Source organism: Paraburkholderia phytofirmans, from assembly GCF_046028095.1.
Taxonomy (GTDB): domain Bacteria; phylum Pseudomonadota; class Gammaproteobacteria; order Burkholderiales; family Burkholderiaceae; genus Paraburkholderia; species Paraburkholderia phytofirmans_A.
The window spans coordinates 124799-138647 of sequence record NZ_JAQQDJ010000008.1 but is presented as its reverse complement, the minus strand read 5'-3'; the positions used below and the strand labels follow the sequence as shown (position 1 = coordinate 138647).

Below are 13849 nucleotides of genomic sequence, written 5' to 3'. Positions count from 1 at the left end.
CACGCGCCGGGAGAGACCGGCGTTCAGCGGTTGGCGTGTGCTGCCGCGATGCGCGCGAGCTTGTCAGGGTTGCGCTGCACATGAATACGGACGATGCGCTCGCCGTCTGTTTCGAACGACTGTGCCGATTCGAGTTTGCCTTCGATAAACCGCAGCAGCGCCCATTGGCCGTTGAGCACCACGAGCTTGACGCTGAGTTCGTCGCCATAACGCCGCGACGACGCGTAGAACAGCTGCGCGATGCGCCGGCCGCCCACCATCGGCTTCGGGAAACTCTGGACTTTGCCGCCGCCGTCGCCGATCAGCTTTGCGTCTTCGGCGAGCAATGCGTTGATCGCGTGAAAGTCGCCGCGCTGCAGCGCCTGCACGAATGTTTGCAGCAAGCGCAGATGCGTTTCGCGCGATACCTCGGCACGCGGACGTTCGTCGCCTACTTGCGTTTTTAGCTGCGCTTTTGCGCGGCTTACCAGCTGGCGGCACGCCGCCTCCGTCTTGCCGATGGCTCGTGCGACTTCGTCATAGTCGGCGTCGAATACCTCACGCAGCAGGAACGCCGCACGGGCTTCAGGCGTGAGCCGCTCGAGCAGCACCAGAAAAGCCACGGAGACGTCGTCGGCGCGCTCCGTGGCCTCCTCCGGCGTAGCCGGGAAATCGGTTGTCTCCGGTTCGGGCAACCAGATGCCCGCGTAGTGTTCGCGTTGAATCTTCGCCGCGCGCAGACGGTCGATGGACATCCGCGTCGTGACCGCGACCAGCCACGCCTCCGCGTTGTCGATGGCTTCACGGGCTGTTGCATGCCAGCGCAGCCAGACGTCCTGCACGATATCTTCGGCCTCGGCAACGGACCCCAGCATTCGATACGCGATCTTCTGCAATCGCGGGCGCAGCCCGTTAAAGGCAAGTACGTCGTCATCCATGCACCGATTTCCTATTTTTCCCGCAGCGAGGCGACATATTGTTTGGCGGCTTCGTTGCCATGCGCGAGCGCCCGTGACGCCAGAGAAAATCCCACCTGAGTTTCATGGGCGACTGCGCTGCGATCTTCATCGAAAACTTTTGCCGCGCGCCGCAGATGTTGCGCCGCCTGACCATGAAGTTCCGACGCCGCTGCATGATGTTGCGCAGCGGTCAGGCCACTATCGACGGACCCTGCCGGCAATGGTGCGCCTGAATGCCTGGCGGCGAGATTGGATTCCTCAATGGCATACAGTGCGTGGCCTTGCGCCAATACGGCCTGATGAGCGGCGTGATCGTAATTCTTGGCCGCCTCGTAGTACTGCGCTGCCTCCCGATGAAAGCGCGCTGCCTGCTCGTGATGCGATGCAGCAGCATCGAGATGTACCTTTTTACCCTGCTTCGTATTCATGGCAGTTCCTCCTTGAGCGGCCTCGCTCTGCAGCAATGCCGGAGACACTCGAAGCTGACTGGTACAGGCCTGATTGGCAAGAGCGTCTCGCGCCGAATGCATGACTTGTTCTAATCGATGTTGCAGTTCACCGCGAACAAATACTACCTGAAAACGTGCAGGCAACTTGACCGCATCCGGCGTATGTGACGGGCCTCACGTGTCGCTCTGCTCATGCGCGTACTGAGTCGGCGGTAGTCCGACATGGCGAGTGAACGCGACGCTGAACGCACTCGCCGAACTGTAGCCGACGCGCTCCGCTATTTTCGCGACGCCGCCGTCTTTCCGTCGCAGCAGGTTCTTGGCCAAAGCCATGCGCCAGGACAACAGATACTCCATCGGCGCGACGCCTACCGCGCGGCTGAAGCGTTCGAAAAATGCCGAGCGGGACAACGCGGCGGCCGCCGCCAGTTGCGCAACCGTCCAGGACTTGTCAGGACTTTCGTGCATTTGACGTAGCGCCAGCGCGAGACGTCCGTCGGCGAGTCCGCGCACAAGGCCGGGCGACGCCGCAGTTCCCGTCGACCGGAGCGCTTCGATGAAAAGCACCTCGAGCAGGCGCGCGAGCACGACGTCCCGCGCGGGCCGCTGCTCACGAGACTCTTCCCTCACGAGCTTCACCAGCGTGGCCAGCCTGGGCTCGCCACGAACATGCACGAGATCAGGAAGAAGTGACACCAGCAAGGCCGCGTCCGGCGAACCGAACACGCAGTGGCCGACGAGCAGTTGAACCTCAGCCGGGCCGTCCTCGACGCCCAGCCTGAATCCGCCGTCGAGCAGCGCGACGGGCGAGGTGTCGGCGTCCTCCTGTTCAGGTGGCTCGAGACTCGACATCGTGAAGCCGCATCCCTCAGGGATCAGAATGAAGTCGTCTGCCTGAAGGATGACCGGCTCGTGCCCGTTCGTCACGAGGCGGCACGAACCGGCGAGGATCACGCAGTAGAACGGCTGCCCGGCTTCCGAGCGGCGAACGCGCCAGCGACCCGCGCCACTAACCACCTTCGAGAACGTAGCGAGCGGTTGCAGCAGCGTGACGATCTCGGCGAGAGGATCGACCATAACCGGACTCCTTCGAATGAAAACTGGACGATCGATTGTAGCAAGTCCGGTGTCGGCGCCTTATTGTGGAGGTCCTGCCACTCTCTACTGGACTCGCCATGAAAACCGTCCTGATCACCGGATGCTCGTCCGGATTCGGCCTCGACACCGCCCGCTATTTCCTCGATCGTGACTGGCGCGTCATCGCCACCATGCGCACGCCGCGCGAGGATGTTCTGCCGCGCTCCGAACGTCTGCACGTACTCGCCCTCGATGTGACGGATCCGGCAAGCATCCGTCATGCCGTGGAGGCGGCCGGGCCGCTCGACGTGCTCGTCAATAACGCGGGGGTTGGCGTGCTGAACGCCCTCGAAGGCACGTCGATGGACGTCGCTCGCGAAGTGTTCGAAACGAACACACTCGGCACGATAGCGATGACCCAGGCGGTTCTGCCTCAGTTTCGGGAACGCAGAGGAGGCGTCGTCGTCAACGTCACCTCGAGTGTGACCTTGAGGCCGCTCCATCTGCTCTCCGTTTACACCGCCAGCAAGGCGGCGATCAACGCGTTCAGCGAATCCGTCGCGCTGGAACTCGAGCCGTTCAATGTGCGCGTGCGCCTCGTCCTGCCGGGACGCGCGCCGGAAACCCGCTTCGGCGAGAACGCGCAGTCCCGCATGCAGGGCGGCGTTCCCGAAGCGTACTCAGATCTGGCGCAGCGTGTATTCGCCCAATGGCAGCAGGAGTCGGCGATCACACGCTCGCTCGACGTAGCGCAAGCCGTGTGGCGGGCGGCGAACGACCCATCGACGCCGTTTCGCATCCCTGCCGGTGCGGACGCTATCGCGTGGGCGAATTCACGGTGAAGCGGGACGGCTGTCACGACTTCTTCGTACGCGGCAGCGCCGCATTCAGAAACGGGTTGAATGTGCCCGACCCGGCCGGCGTATCGGCTTTGTTCGAGCGACGCCGCTTGCCTGGTTGCGTGCTGCCGGACAATTGCGCCAGCAGTTCATTCGCGCTGGCGTCTTCGTCTTCGTCTTCGTCTGCGTCGGCGGTTTTTCTGCTTCTGGCGCGCCGCGGTTCAGCCTCTTTGGCAGTTTCGCTCGCAGCGCCAGCTGAAAGCGCGGCTTGCGCGATATGTTCGACCACCGTCATAAACGACGTCGAAGCCGACTGCAGGTCATCGCCAGGAAGCATCGTCCGTACGACGATTTCATGCAGCGAGCGGCCGTCGACGGAACGGCCCCGTGGGGTGCCATGCCAGTCGGCACCCGCTTGCGCGAACGCACCAATGACACGCTCCAGCACCGCCGGCGACAGAACGCCGCCGTCGTAGAGGCTCACGACTACCCGCTCGAAAATTCCAAATGCAGTTGATGGAGAAGCTTTCGGCACGACTTCTTACTCCTCGATAGTCCGTTGTTGATCGCTTCGCTGTCAGACGTTCATACCTCGTGAACTGAACTCTGGCACACGCGGCGCCATTACGGGAACACCGGTTGCTCGCGTCGTCTGCATTCAGTCCAGAGATGCAATCGCGCGACATACCCATGAAACAGATTGGCGACGTACGTATCGGCATTTCCGGTTGGCGCTACAAGGGATGGAGAGATAGCTTCTATCCCCGTGGGCTGAAACAGGCCGACGAATTGCAGTTCGCGTCGTCGCTGTTCCAGAGCATCGAAATCAATGGTACGCATTACAGCCTTCAGTCGCTCGACAGTTGGCGGCACTGGTATGCCGAGACGCCTGCCGACTTCGTCTTCAGTGTGAAAGGCGCGCGGTATCTGACGCATCTACTGCGCTTCCGCGACGACAGCGCGCAAGTCGCCAGCGCCAACTTTTTCGCGCAGGGCCTGCTCGCCCTGAACGAAAAGCTGGGGCCTATTCTGTGGCAGTTCCCGCCTTCGTTCCGCTTCGAACCGGCGGCCATGGAACGCTTTTTACGTTTCCTGCCTCGCGACACCGCGGCCGCGCTCGCTTTGGCGCAGCAACACGATGAGCGGGTCAAGACGCCGTATGTCTCGATGGACCGCAAGCGCAGACTGCGCCATGCCGTCGAGATACGCCACGCCAGTTTTATGGACCCTGCATTCATCGAGTTGCTCAGGCAATACGACACCGCGCTGGTTGTCTCCGACTCGACCGAACCGTGGCCGCTGGTAGAAGACGTTACTGCTGACTTCGTTTACATCCGGCTGCACGGCACCGAATCGCGGTATTCCGGCGCCTACGCGGACGAAGCGCTAGACGACTGGGCCGCCCGGATCGACGCGTGGCGTCGCGGTTCTCAGCCGGCCGACGCGCGGCTGATCGCGCCGCATCTTCGTCCACCGGCTCGGACGCGGCGGGACGTGTACTGCTATTTCGACAACGACGCCAAAACACATGCGCCCTTCGACGCACAGCGTTTGATGGAGCGGCTTGGCTTACAAGCAGTGCCTTCGGTGGCGTAAGCGGAAGGCAGGCTCTTAGCGCGGACCACAAACATTTCCGTAACGGAGGATCCGACATCGCGCATGGCGGCTTGCGAGGTCGATCCGGACAGCGAGGCCTCGGATCATCAGCCGATGTGGCTCGAATCGCACCAGGCCCCGACAAGCCACGATTATCCGACATCCCGGCGGCTCGGAAATTGCTCAGCCCGAAGACACTGAAGGCAACCAGCCTGCGGGAGAACAGCATGGAATATCAGCGACGCAACGCAGGCTCACGATCCGGCCGGGCAGGCAGCGCAGTGGCCGTCATGAAGGACGCCGTCGAGCGATTTTCGTCGGATCGGTGCGCGATGATGGGCGCGAGCATCGGTTTCTACTCCGCGTTTTCGCTGGCCCCGACTTTACTGATTGTCCTCGCGATTACGGGCTGGTTCGTCGGCCGCGACATCGCGCAGGGGCAGTTCTTTGGTCAGATCAGGCAGTTGCTCGGCAATGACGCCGCCACTGCGATGCAGGCTGTCGTCGAACACGCGCATCGTTCGAACGGTAGCGGCATGGCTGCGGCGTTCTCTGTCGTGCTGCTTCTCGTCGGGGCTTCGGCGACGTTTTCCTGCCTGAATACAGCACTCGATGTCGTCTTTGCGGCGAAATCGCCTAAAGGCCTTGCCGGCCTCGCGTGGGTGATACGGGCGCGACTCGTCTCGCTCGGCCTGCTCATGGGACTCAGCTTTCTGCTGGTGGTCTCGCTGGTCCTCGACGCCGCGTTGCAGACGGCCGGCAGTGCCGTTTTCGGCAGTTCGACGCTCAGCGTCGTTGCCGACGTCGCGCAATCTGTTTTCGGCCTTGTGATACTGACTTTCGGACTCGGCGCGCTGATCAAGTGGCTCCCCGACGAGCGGGTCAACTTCCGTTCCGCGTTGATCGGCGGGGCGGTCGCGGCGTTGCTGTTCACCGTGGGCAGGCACCTGTTCGGTTTCTATCTCGCGCATGCTGGAACGGCGGGCGCATTCGGCGCAGCGGGTTCGCTCGCTGTGTTGATGATGTGGCTGTATTTTTGCGCCATCGTTTTTCTTTTCGGCGCGGAGGTTACGGCTTCGCTGTGTCAAACGCCGAAAGACGGTAACGCGGCAGACGTCAAGGCTCGCTTGAACGCTGCACATTGAAGCGCCCAAACAAAACGGACGATGTGAAACTGACATCCGAGGCGGCGAGTGTGCGGCGTCAATTCCTCGCACGCGACCCCCATCGGCGCGACGCGATCCCGTCGACGTTCGCAACGCAGTTCGGATAGTGCGATCAGCAAGCAAGCAGCATCTGCGAGCCCTGCGCCCCGAACGCCACGGCAGCGCCGGCGCTACCGTTTTTCTCGACTCGCCGCATCCGCATCACCGCCAGCCACGTCCTGCAGTTGCTCTTCCGGCGCGACGCGGCCGCCCCGCTCCCGTTCCGCCGATTGGTCGGCGCTCGGTTCAGGCCTGTCCTGCGAATCGTCACCCTCGGCTTCGATCTGCCGGCGCGCTTCCTCCCAGTGCTTTTCCGCGTTGTCGTCCGGTGACGGATCGTTTTCCCAGAGCTGATACGCCCGGGTACGAATGCGGGCTTCGAGATCGTTGTCCATGCTGCGTTTCTCCGTAAAAAAATGGTCGCAGCAACGCGCGATAGGGGGCGTGCGGCGATGCGAGCCGGTGTCGCTGCGAGTCCGGCGCCCTGCTGTCGTCCGCTGATCGGCCCGCGCGCGATGGACCATGAAGGTGTGCCGCGCGCCGACTAACAGCAGCCAGACAGCGTCGTCCGTCATGTGTGGACTTACGCTGCGTGATAAGAATGGCAGTGTGAGGATGAGCAAAGCCCATACCCGCGCGGCTCTGGCACATGGGGGTTTGGCGCGTCAGCGGTTAGCGACGTCACTGCTTGGTGGTCGTAGTGTGGCTGATCACGCGCCGCCCCTCCAAGATGTGGCAGAAAACATGCTCATAGATGTATCGCGAAAGTTGCGTTTTCACACGGCTTACGATGCCTTGCTCAAGTTGCAATGCAGCGTAAAAATTCGCGCGGGCACGGGCGTTTCTTCTATAAACCGCTAAGGGATCGCTAGTTGCCCCTCTCCCTGACTAAGCAGTCGCATGATGGCAACGACACGCCAAACCATAGTATCGACGAGCGATTCAGCGGACCCCGGCGCACAGACCGTCGCAGATTCCAGCGCGCAATCCTAACGTTCGGCGAACTCGCGGACTATAACGGTACTCATACAGCGAACGTCCTGCGAGCGGCGGATCGACTCTACTCCCGCCTCCGCATGACCGGCCATTCGGAGTTCAGAATGCAATCGACCGACGAGCAAGTCGCAGTGCCACCGGACGATCCCGCCGCGAAAGAGACGGCGGTTGGAAACAGTACACCGGGCCAGCACGATCGTTACCGGCTCACCGTGCGCGCAAAGGCAGGGCATCTGAGGGTCGTTGCCGCGTGGCAGGTTCTCGGTTGCGAGGCACCGCAGGCTGACCACGTCCGGATCCGCGTGGATCGCCGTCACTGCTACGAAGAAATGACCATTACGTTCACGGCGGTGTCGCCCGATACACTCACGGCGATGGTGGGCCGGCTGGTCGCGCTCCCGTGGGCGCTCGACGCGCACTTTTCTCCGTGTGCATTGGCACAGGGGTAAGCAGTTGCCTCCCGGGACCCGCCGCCTGACGAATGCCCGATGCGCGCGCGTCGGTCGACGCCTATGCCCGCATCGGCTTACCGCCCTTCCATGTCGCCCCAGCCCTGGGCACCAATCAACGGCACAAAACGCACGAGATCGAGCATTTCCTCGTGGTAGGTCGTGCTGCTGTCGCGAGTGAGCCGGATCAGCCGCTGATGGTCCGGATCCGGACCCACCGGCATCACGATCCGGCCGCCGATTTCGAGTTGCGCGCTCCACGCAGGTGGCACGCCCGGGCCGGACGCGGTGGCGACGATTGCATCGAACGGCGCACGCGCCGGCAGCCCGAGCGTGCCGTCCGCGGTGTAGACGTTCACGTTGTCGTAGCCGAGCGCGCGCAGCCGATCCATGGCGCTCTCAGCCAGTTGCGGATGACGCTCGACCGTATCGACGCGTGCAACCATTTCCGCGAGCACGGCCGCCGCGTAGCCGGAACCCGTGCCGATCTCGAGCACGCGGTCTTCCGGCTTGAGCCGCGCCGCCTGCAGCATCCGCGCGACCATGAACGGTTGCGTGATCGTCTGGCCGGCTTCGATCGGCAGGGCCGCGTCCGCATAAGCCCATGCGCGCAGATCGGGACTCAGGAAGGCCTCGCGCGGCACGCGCCGCATCGCGTTCAGAATGCGCGGCTCCGCGATGCCGCGCGCAATCAGTTGCCGCTCGACCATCGCTTCGCGCGACGCCGCCAGATCTTCGTGCACCGTGCTTCTCCCCTCGTTGTGCAGCGGCTCGCTGTCCCGGGGGCTGCTTCTACCATGCATCACGATAGCGCGGAAAACGCCAGAAGACATGACCTGAAAACGAAGACCAGGGTGTTCGCGGCAAAATTCCGATCCGGGTTCATGACCGCCTATCTTGTCAGCAACTGACGCCGCATGGGCGATTCGTATGTTGCAGATGGGGAACCGTTATCGGGAATCGCATCCGATCATCGGATGGCGCGCCTAGGGAGGATCAGGCGTAGACGAGCTGCGTTACGAGCAAAGTGTGTTCGTCGCGCTGGTTCGGGGAATTCCGCTGGTCGAGGGGACCAGCGGAATTCGCGGCCGGTCACCGCGCCTCCTAACGCGGTAATGCTGCTCAATGCCTGGCGCTGCGCCAATGCGGCCAGTAGTGATGGTGGCCCATCTGCCTAAGCCGCTTCCGACGCATTTGCTCCTGGTGATAGTGAGCGGCGACGAACACGGCTGCGGTCGCCATCACGAACGAACCTACGACGATTGCCACTGCTTCATCCATCGGAACCCCCGTTGCTGACTATCCGCTTCATTGCAGGTGTTGCCCGCCATTGATCGCAATGTTGGCTCCGGTCACGAAACCGGCTTCGCGCGAACACAGGTACAGCACGAGTGCGGCGACTTCGTCGGGCTGTCCGAGCCGGCCGACCGGAATCTGCGGAATGATCTTCGTCTCGCGGATTTCCTCGGGCACCGCCATCACCATCCTCGTTGCGATATAACCTGGCGAGATCGTGTTGACGGTGACGCCTTTCTTCGCCACCTCGAGCGCCAGCGATTTCGTGAAGCCATGCATGCCGGCCTTCGCCGCCGCATAGTTGGTCTGGCCAAAGCCGCCCTTGGAGCCGATGATCGACGACACGTTGATGATGCGGCCCCAGCCCCGCTCGACCATGCTGTCGCACACCGGCTTCGTCATGTTGAACACCGAGTCGAGGTTGGTTCGGATTACCGCGTCCCAATTGATCTTGTCCAGCTTCCTGAAGCTTGCGTCGCGCGTGATGCCGGCATTATTGATCAGGATATCGACCGGGCCGACTTCGGCAACGATCTGCGCCGCGCATTTGCCGCACGAGTCGTAGTCGGCGACATCGACCGCGTACGCGCGGAACTGTCGCCCCTGCGCTTCCATCCGTGCGAGCCACTCGTTCGCGCCGGTGTTGGCCGGCGAACAGGTGACCACGACGGCATACCCGGCGTCATGCAGCTTGATGCTGATGGCTTCACCAAGTCCGCCCATTCCGCCCGTCACCACCGCGATCTGCTTTGCCATCGGATTGTCCTCGCAAAAAATTGGCCTCGCAGATATCTGGAGCCACACTGCATTCAGTCAAGAACTTGATGTACTGGAAAACCGGTTTCCGCCTCTCCCTCAGTATTCCTGCATATAAAGTAAGAACGGCAACGCGGGTATCTGCCCGCGTCGGCCTTATCCCTTCGCGCCGGCGGCTACGGGAACCTGCTCGGCGCGTCGCGCGGCCTTCGACGCTGTGGCGGTGACCGAGTTGAAATTACTTTCGGCGGCCTGCACGGCCTGTTGCCCGGTTTTCTGCAGCGTTTCGTAAAGCGTCGTGGTGGCGCTGATCGCGGACTTCCACGCGGCGATCGCTGCTTCGGAACCTGCCGGCGCATTCTTCGCCGTTTCCTCGACGAATGCCTGCACACGTGCGTTGTGCCGTTCGTACTGCGCCTGTGCGAATTGCGTGAGTTCAGCCTGCGTGGCCGATGCGATGTCGAACACTTGCCGACCGTATGACAGCGATTTCTCCGCGAAAGGCCCAGTGAGGCCTGATTGCAGCGCGAACCACTGCAGCGGGTCTGTCGTGCCGGGCGCCTTCGTCATATTCTCTTGCGCCTCGGCCAGCGTGGACCTGACGACCTGCAGGTTCAGCGCAACCAGTTTCTCCGCGCCTTCAAAAATCTTCCCAGTCAGCCCGAAAAATGCGTCGAGGCTGGCCATCACGGCAGCCGCTTGGTCGGGACTCGATAGAGCCATGGTTGATTCCTCAAAATTCGATCCGGTGCACGAAACGCCCGATCGCACGGGTGTGTTGCGACGGATCGCGATGGTGAAAAAATCAAAGCGCAAGGACGCCTGTCAGCAGAATGCGTCGCGAGAACTTCGACGGTCGTTACATCAACAGGCACTGCAAACCAACCCGCAGTCACGGCGCTGCGTTCGTGACTGTGTCTTCGGCGCGCTCGCCGGGAGGCGCGCGCCGCGAATGTCTAGCGCATCCGGGCAACCGCCTTGAGAATGGAATCGCCGTCGCTCGTAAGGTGAGCACGCGGGCGTCCTGACGCAAAATTTTCCAGCGAGATGAGTTGCCGCTCCAGCAGCGTGTCCAATTCGGCGCGATCCAGTTCGATCTGGTCCGGTGCGTTCTTGATGAGCATCAAGGTAGCGAATTCATGGGGACTCAACATAGCGTCTCCTCGATTTAGTCTCTCTACGCGGAAAGCATGAATTACCTCTCCTGCGTGACTGCCGGCAACTATTCCTGCCGCCCCTCCGTGAATCAATCCGGTGAGAACTCGAATCACGGAGTCGCCATCATAACCGTTCAATTTTTGAACGCAATATGTGAAATGCTTTTTTTACGCCGATCGGTTTTCTTTTTATAACGGATGCCAACGCAAAGGCTTTCCAATTCGTCCACGCCATCGTCTAAAGCCCCTACCAGCATGGCTTCCATCTATTCAGCTCACATATTACTGTTTTAATAGCTCACTTACTTAACGACCTGAATTGGGCGAAAATCTATTGGCCTATTTATATTTGAATCGAGTATTTATAAGCCGTGGCTTGTTCGTTATGATTACCTCAAAATTGCGAAAGATTTATTACAGTGGAGGTATTTGTCTGGCGTTGCCGGGTAAAACCGAGGGCCACCGCTCGCGAGCACTCGGCGGCCCATGTCAGCCATCTCTGGTTCGGCCGATGGTCGCCAAAATACTGGACCCGGCGGGCACGTTCTTCGTCTTCGACGGAGGTATGATGGACGTTGCTGGTCACGTTTGCGCAGGAGGAAATCATGCCTTCAACCCCGCCCACACGCCCCACTCACCGGCCAGGAATTCCAGACCACCCAGTGCGCGGCGTGACGCCGGGCAGCCAGTCGCCAGCTACTGAATCTGCGCCGCGCGCCGAGCCCGATGTTCCCGATGCCGCGGAAGCGGAACCGGCGCCGCACGAGCATCTGCCGAGCAGGTCGGACGACAATTGAATGCCTGCGTGTTTGGGGTGACGCCGCGCGATCGCGCTCCGTGCGGCCAACCTGATCCCGCTTAAGAAGCTCGCCGACATTGACAGGCTGAATTTTTTTGAAAACCTGGCGGCTTTTCCAGAACCAGAAGTACCGCTGACAAGTCTCAGAGTTAGCTTGTGCACACCGCGGTGCCCCCGTTCCGCGCGGCCAGTTCAACCACGACTGATCTATAACAATAAGGCGCCCCGGAATGGCCAGGCTGCGTGCTGCCCGGCCGCACTTAAAGTCGACAACTCAACCGTGGAGGTTTAGCGAAGACAGCCTGATGAATCCATGCTTTGTCTGTTCGAATCTCGATTAGCAGGTATCGGAGGCAACATGAAGTACGAGTACGGCGGCTGGGTCATCGACGCAACCCCGGATTTTTCGCTTGGCCAGTTCTTCGCGCATGCGCGGATCATCAGAACATCACCTGACGACGATGTGGACACTGAAATGCACATCGAGCGCAATCTTGCCTGGTTCGAAACCGAAGACGAGGCAATCGAGGTAGCGCGACAATGGGCAATTGAGTGGATCGATGCGCGCGACGATCACCTGGCGATGACGGATCCCGGTTCGTTGACCCGGCAGAACGAAAGACCAGCGAAGGTTCCGGCCAGATAAGCAGATACCGCGGTCCTGATGCTGGACGACTGGCCGTGTCGCCATTGCGCAACGCCTGCGTCAGCGACGATCCAGGCCCGTTCCACGGCGGATGCCGCAATGCGGCCTCGCGCCAATATTCAGACGAGACACCTGGTTGCTTCGGAAATTCGATTGTGTAGGATAGATCCAACGCCAGCGCCTCATACGCGGCGTGTGTGTTCGGGCCGCAGCGATTGCTGCGGCTTTTTTTCGTCCAGAAACTATCGTCAGCGCGCGAACGTATCGTCCACTACCCGCTGCCCTGCGCTATACCCTGCCATGAGCGCCTCGGCCTGTGTCGGGAACGGCTGCTGGACGGTCGCGCCGAGGCGGATCGGCGCAACCACGGGGCGCGTGGCGCCCACGGCACCCATCGTTCTGACTTGCACGACGGCGACGAAGCCGCGCGGAGGCAACAGCGTCACGCTGCCCGCGGTCTCCCAAACCGGCTCTAGCTCCACGGTGACCTCAAAGCCTTTATACCCGTAGATTCTTTTCATTGACGATCCTGCGTGTTCTACCCGGTCGTTAAACCGTGGAATGCCCCTGCAGGAAAGTGTACATCGCACCTTGAGCCAGGCGGCGAGGGGATTTCCGAATAGTTCGCTTGCAATACCAGGTTCGCGGAATGGCATCGTTCACATCATCCGCTTGACCGCCCTCTATTTGCGCGCACACTGCCTATTTACAGTGACTGTCTCCAGACAAGGAGCCCGACCATGACCAAGCCTTTTCAGCAGTGGAAAGTCTTGCCGCACGGCAAGCTCACGGAAGTCGACGACAACATTCTTACCGTGACCGGCGAACTCCACATGCCGCTCACCGACCTTCCCCGACGCATGACCGTGGCGCGTTTGAACGATTCGCGACTGGTCATATTCAGCGCGATTGCGCTCGATGAAGACGAGATGCAAGCGCTCGAAGACTACGGACGCCCCGCCTTTCTGGTAGTGCCCAACGACCATCATCGACTGGACGCGAAAATCTGGAAAGAGCGCTACCCGTTGATGCAGGTGGTCGCGCCCGAAGGCTCGCGGACCAAGGTGGAAGAAGCGGTGCACGTCGACACGACGGACCCGGGCTTCGGCGATCCGAACGTGCAGTTCGTGACGGTGCCTGGAACGCGTGGCCATGAGGCAGCGCTCGTCATACGCACGCCGAACGGCACGACGCTGGTGCTGAACGATCTGGTCGGCAACATCCGCCATGAATCCGGGTTCGGCGGCTGGTTTCTGCGCATGATGGGATTCGCGGGCGACGAACCGCATATTCCGACGCCCGTGAAGTTGATTCTCGTCGCGGATAAAGAGGCGCTGCGCGTCCAGCTTCTGGAATGGGCGGAACTTCAGTCGCTGAAACGCATTCTCGTGTCGCACGGTTCGCCCATCGAAGAGGATCCGGGCCAGACTCTGCGCGCTCTCGCGAACTCGTTGGCGTAGCGCCAGAGCGCGCGACGTAGCCGACCTGCGCACCGTACTGCTCTGAAAGCGGACCCTGACCAACGGAGCGCGCTTGCTTCGTTAGACGAGACGGACATCGCCGTGATTTCCGGCGGCCGCCGGCCCGCTCGCTCCGCTTGGCATGCTGCTTCGAGGCAGATAAGCATCGGTTAGGATGGCGATCTA

Annotated in this window: 19 protein-coding genes; 7 read left to right on the top strand and 12 right to left on the bottom strand. The window is 61.4% G+C overall.

The features are described from left to right. Positions 1–23: 23 nt before the first annotated feature. From PQR54_RS22590 to PQR54_RS22580, 3 genes are all read right to left on the bottom strand, one after another. Positions 24–917 (bottom strand): RNA polymerase sigma-70 factor, encoded by an 894-nt coding sequence (locus tag PQR54_RS22590; RefSeq protein ID WP_408249504.1) that lies wholly within the window; start codon positions 915–917, stop codon positions 24–26. Positions 918–928: 11 nt separating this feature from the next. Next, complete coding sequence (locus tag PQR54_RS22585; protein ID WP_408249502.1) at positions 929–1366, bottom strand: hypothetical protein; 438 nt, start codon at positions 1364–1366, stop codon at positions 929–931. A gap of 195 nt (positions 1367–1561) precedes the next feature. After that, on the bottom strand, positions 1562–2464 hold the full coding sequence (locus tag PQR54_RS22580) for an AraC family transcriptional regulator (RefSeq protein ID WP_408249500.1): 903 nt from the start codon (positions 2462–2464) through the stop codon (positions 1562–1564). A gap of 98 nt (positions 2465–2562) precedes the next feature. Here PQR54_RS22580 and PQR54_RS22575 point away from each other — a divergent pair, with 98 nt between their 5' ends. Further along, positions 2563–3306 (top strand): SDR family oxidoreductase, encoded by a 744-nt coding sequence (locus PQR54_RS22575; RefSeq protein WP_408249498.1) that lies wholly within the window; start codon positions 2563–2565, stop codon positions 3304–3306. A gap of 13 nt (positions 3307–3319) precedes the next feature. On the opposite strand, the gene PQR54_RS22570 is transcribed toward PQR54_RS22575, so the two are convergent. Then, positions 3320–3838 (bottom strand): hypothetical protein, encoded by a 519-nt coding sequence (locus tag PQR54_RS22570; RefSeq protein ID WP_408249496.1) that lies wholly within the window; start codon positions 3836–3838, stop codon positions 3320–3322. Positions 3839–3993: 155 nt separating this feature from the next. Here PQR54_RS22570 and PQR54_RS22565 point away from each other — a divergent pair, with 155 nt between their 5' ends. Both PQR54_RS22565 and PQR54_RS22560 read left to right on the top strand, forming a co-directional pair. Beyond that, positions 3994–4899 (top strand): DUF72 domain-containing protein, encoded by a 906-nt coding sequence (locus PQR54_RS22565; protein WP_408249494.1) that lies wholly within the window; start codon positions 3994–3996, stop codon positions 4897–4899. Positions 4900–5126: 227 nt separating this feature from the next. Continuing rightward, complete coding sequence (locus tag PQR54_RS22560) at positions 5127–6044, top strand: YihY/virulence factor BrkB family protein (protein ID WP_408249492.1); 918 nt, start codon at positions 5127–5129, stop codon at positions 6042–6044. A gap of 191 nt (positions 6045–6235) precedes the next feature. Here the strand turns inward: PQR54_RS22560 and PQR54_RS22555 are convergent, their stop codons facing one another. Next, entirely contained in the window at positions 6236–6499 is a 264-nt protein-coding gene (locus tag PQR54_RS22555) for a DUF2934 domain-containing protein (RefSeq protein ID WP_408249490.1), read from the bottom strand. A 705-nt stretch (positions 6500–7204) separates the two neighbouring features. On the opposite strand from PQR54_RS22555, the gene PQR54_RS22550 reads away from it, so the two are divergent. Next, positions 7205–7549 carry a hypothetical protein gene (locus PQR54_RS22550; protein ID WP_408249488.1) on the top strand — a complete coding sequence of 115 codons (345 nt, stop codon included), beginning with the start codon at positions 7205–7207 and terminating at the stop codon, positions 7547–7549. 77 nt (positions 7550–7626) lie between these two features. On the opposite strand, the gene PQR54_RS22545 is transcribed toward PQR54_RS22550, so the two are convergent. The 6 genes from PQR54_RS22545 to PQR54_RS22520 all read right to left on the bottom strand — a co-directional run bounded on the left by PQR54_RS22545 (position 7627) and on the right by PQR54_RS22520 (position 11024). Beyond that, positions 7627–8292 carry a protein-L-isoaspartate(D-aspartate) O-methyltransferase gene (locus PQR54_RS22545; RefSeq protein WP_408249486.1) on the bottom strand — a complete coding sequence of 222 codons (666 nt, stop codon included), beginning with the start codon at positions 8290–8292 and terminating at the stop codon, positions 7627–7629. 379 nt (positions 8293–8671) lie between these two features. Next, the gene (locus PQR54_RS22540) at positions 8672–8818 is read right to left on the bottom strand and encodes a hypothetical protein (protein ID WP_408249484.1); all 147 of its coding nucleotides are present in this window, start codon (positions 8816–8818) and stop codon (positions 8672–8674) included. A 39-nt stretch (positions 8819–8857) separates the two neighbouring features. Beyond that, positions 8858–9601: an acetoacetyl-CoA reductase gene (phbB, locus tag PQR54_RS22535; protein WP_408249482.1), complete on the bottom strand. Its 744-nt coding sequence runs from the start codon at positions 9599–9601 to the stop codon at positions 8858–8860. 156 nt (positions 9602–9757) lie between these two features. Then, entirely contained in the window at positions 9758–10324 is a 567-nt protein-coding gene (gene phaP / locus PQR54_RS22530) for a TIGR01841 family phasin (protein ID WP_408249480.1), read from the bottom strand. 233 nt (positions 10325–10557) lie between these two features. Continuing rightward, positions 10558–10755 carry a hypothetical protein gene (locus PQR54_RS22525; RefSeq protein ID WP_012433354.1) on the bottom strand — a complete coding sequence of 66 codons (198 nt, stop codon included), beginning with the start codon at positions 10753–10755 and terminating at the stop codon, positions 10558–10560. A 137-nt stretch (positions 10756–10892) separates the two neighbouring features. After that, entirely contained in the window at positions 10893–11024 is a 132-nt protein-coding gene (locus PQR54_RS22520) for a hypothetical protein (RefSeq protein WP_408249478.1), read from the bottom strand. A gap of 339 nt (positions 11025–11363) precedes the next feature. Here PQR54_RS22520 and PQR54_RS22515 point away from each other — a divergent pair, with 339 nt between their 5' ends. Both PQR54_RS22515 and PQR54_RS22510 read left to right on the top strand, forming a co-directional pair. After that, entirely contained in the window at positions 11364–11555 is a 192-nt protein-coding gene (locus PQR54_RS22515) for a hypothetical protein (protein ID WP_408249476.1), read from the top strand. Between the two features lie 360 nt (positions 11556–11915). Beyond that, a complete protein-coding gene (locus PQR54_RS22510; RefSeq protein ID WP_106313672.1) occupies positions 11916–12203 on the top strand; it encodes a hypothetical protein in 288 nt (95 codons plus the stop codon). A 248-nt stretch (positions 12204–12451) separates the two neighbouring features. Here PQR54_RS22510 and PQR54_RS22505 read toward each other — a convergent pair whose 3' ends face one another. Continuing rightward, positions 12452–12724 (bottom strand): hypothetical protein, encoded by a 273-nt coding sequence (locus tag PQR54_RS22505; RefSeq protein ID WP_106313780.1) that lies wholly within the window; start codon positions 12722–12724, stop codon positions 12452–12454. Between the two features lie 219 nt (positions 12725–12943). On the opposite strand from PQR54_RS22505, the gene PQR54_RS22500 reads away from it, so the two are divergent. Next, the gene (locus PQR54_RS22500) at positions 12944–13663 is read left to right on the top strand and encodes a hypothetical protein (protein ID WP_408249473.1); all 720 of its coding nucleotides are present in this window, start codon (positions 12944–12946) and stop codon (positions 13661–13663) included. The last annotated feature ends 186 nt before the right edge of the window (positions 13664–13849 follow it).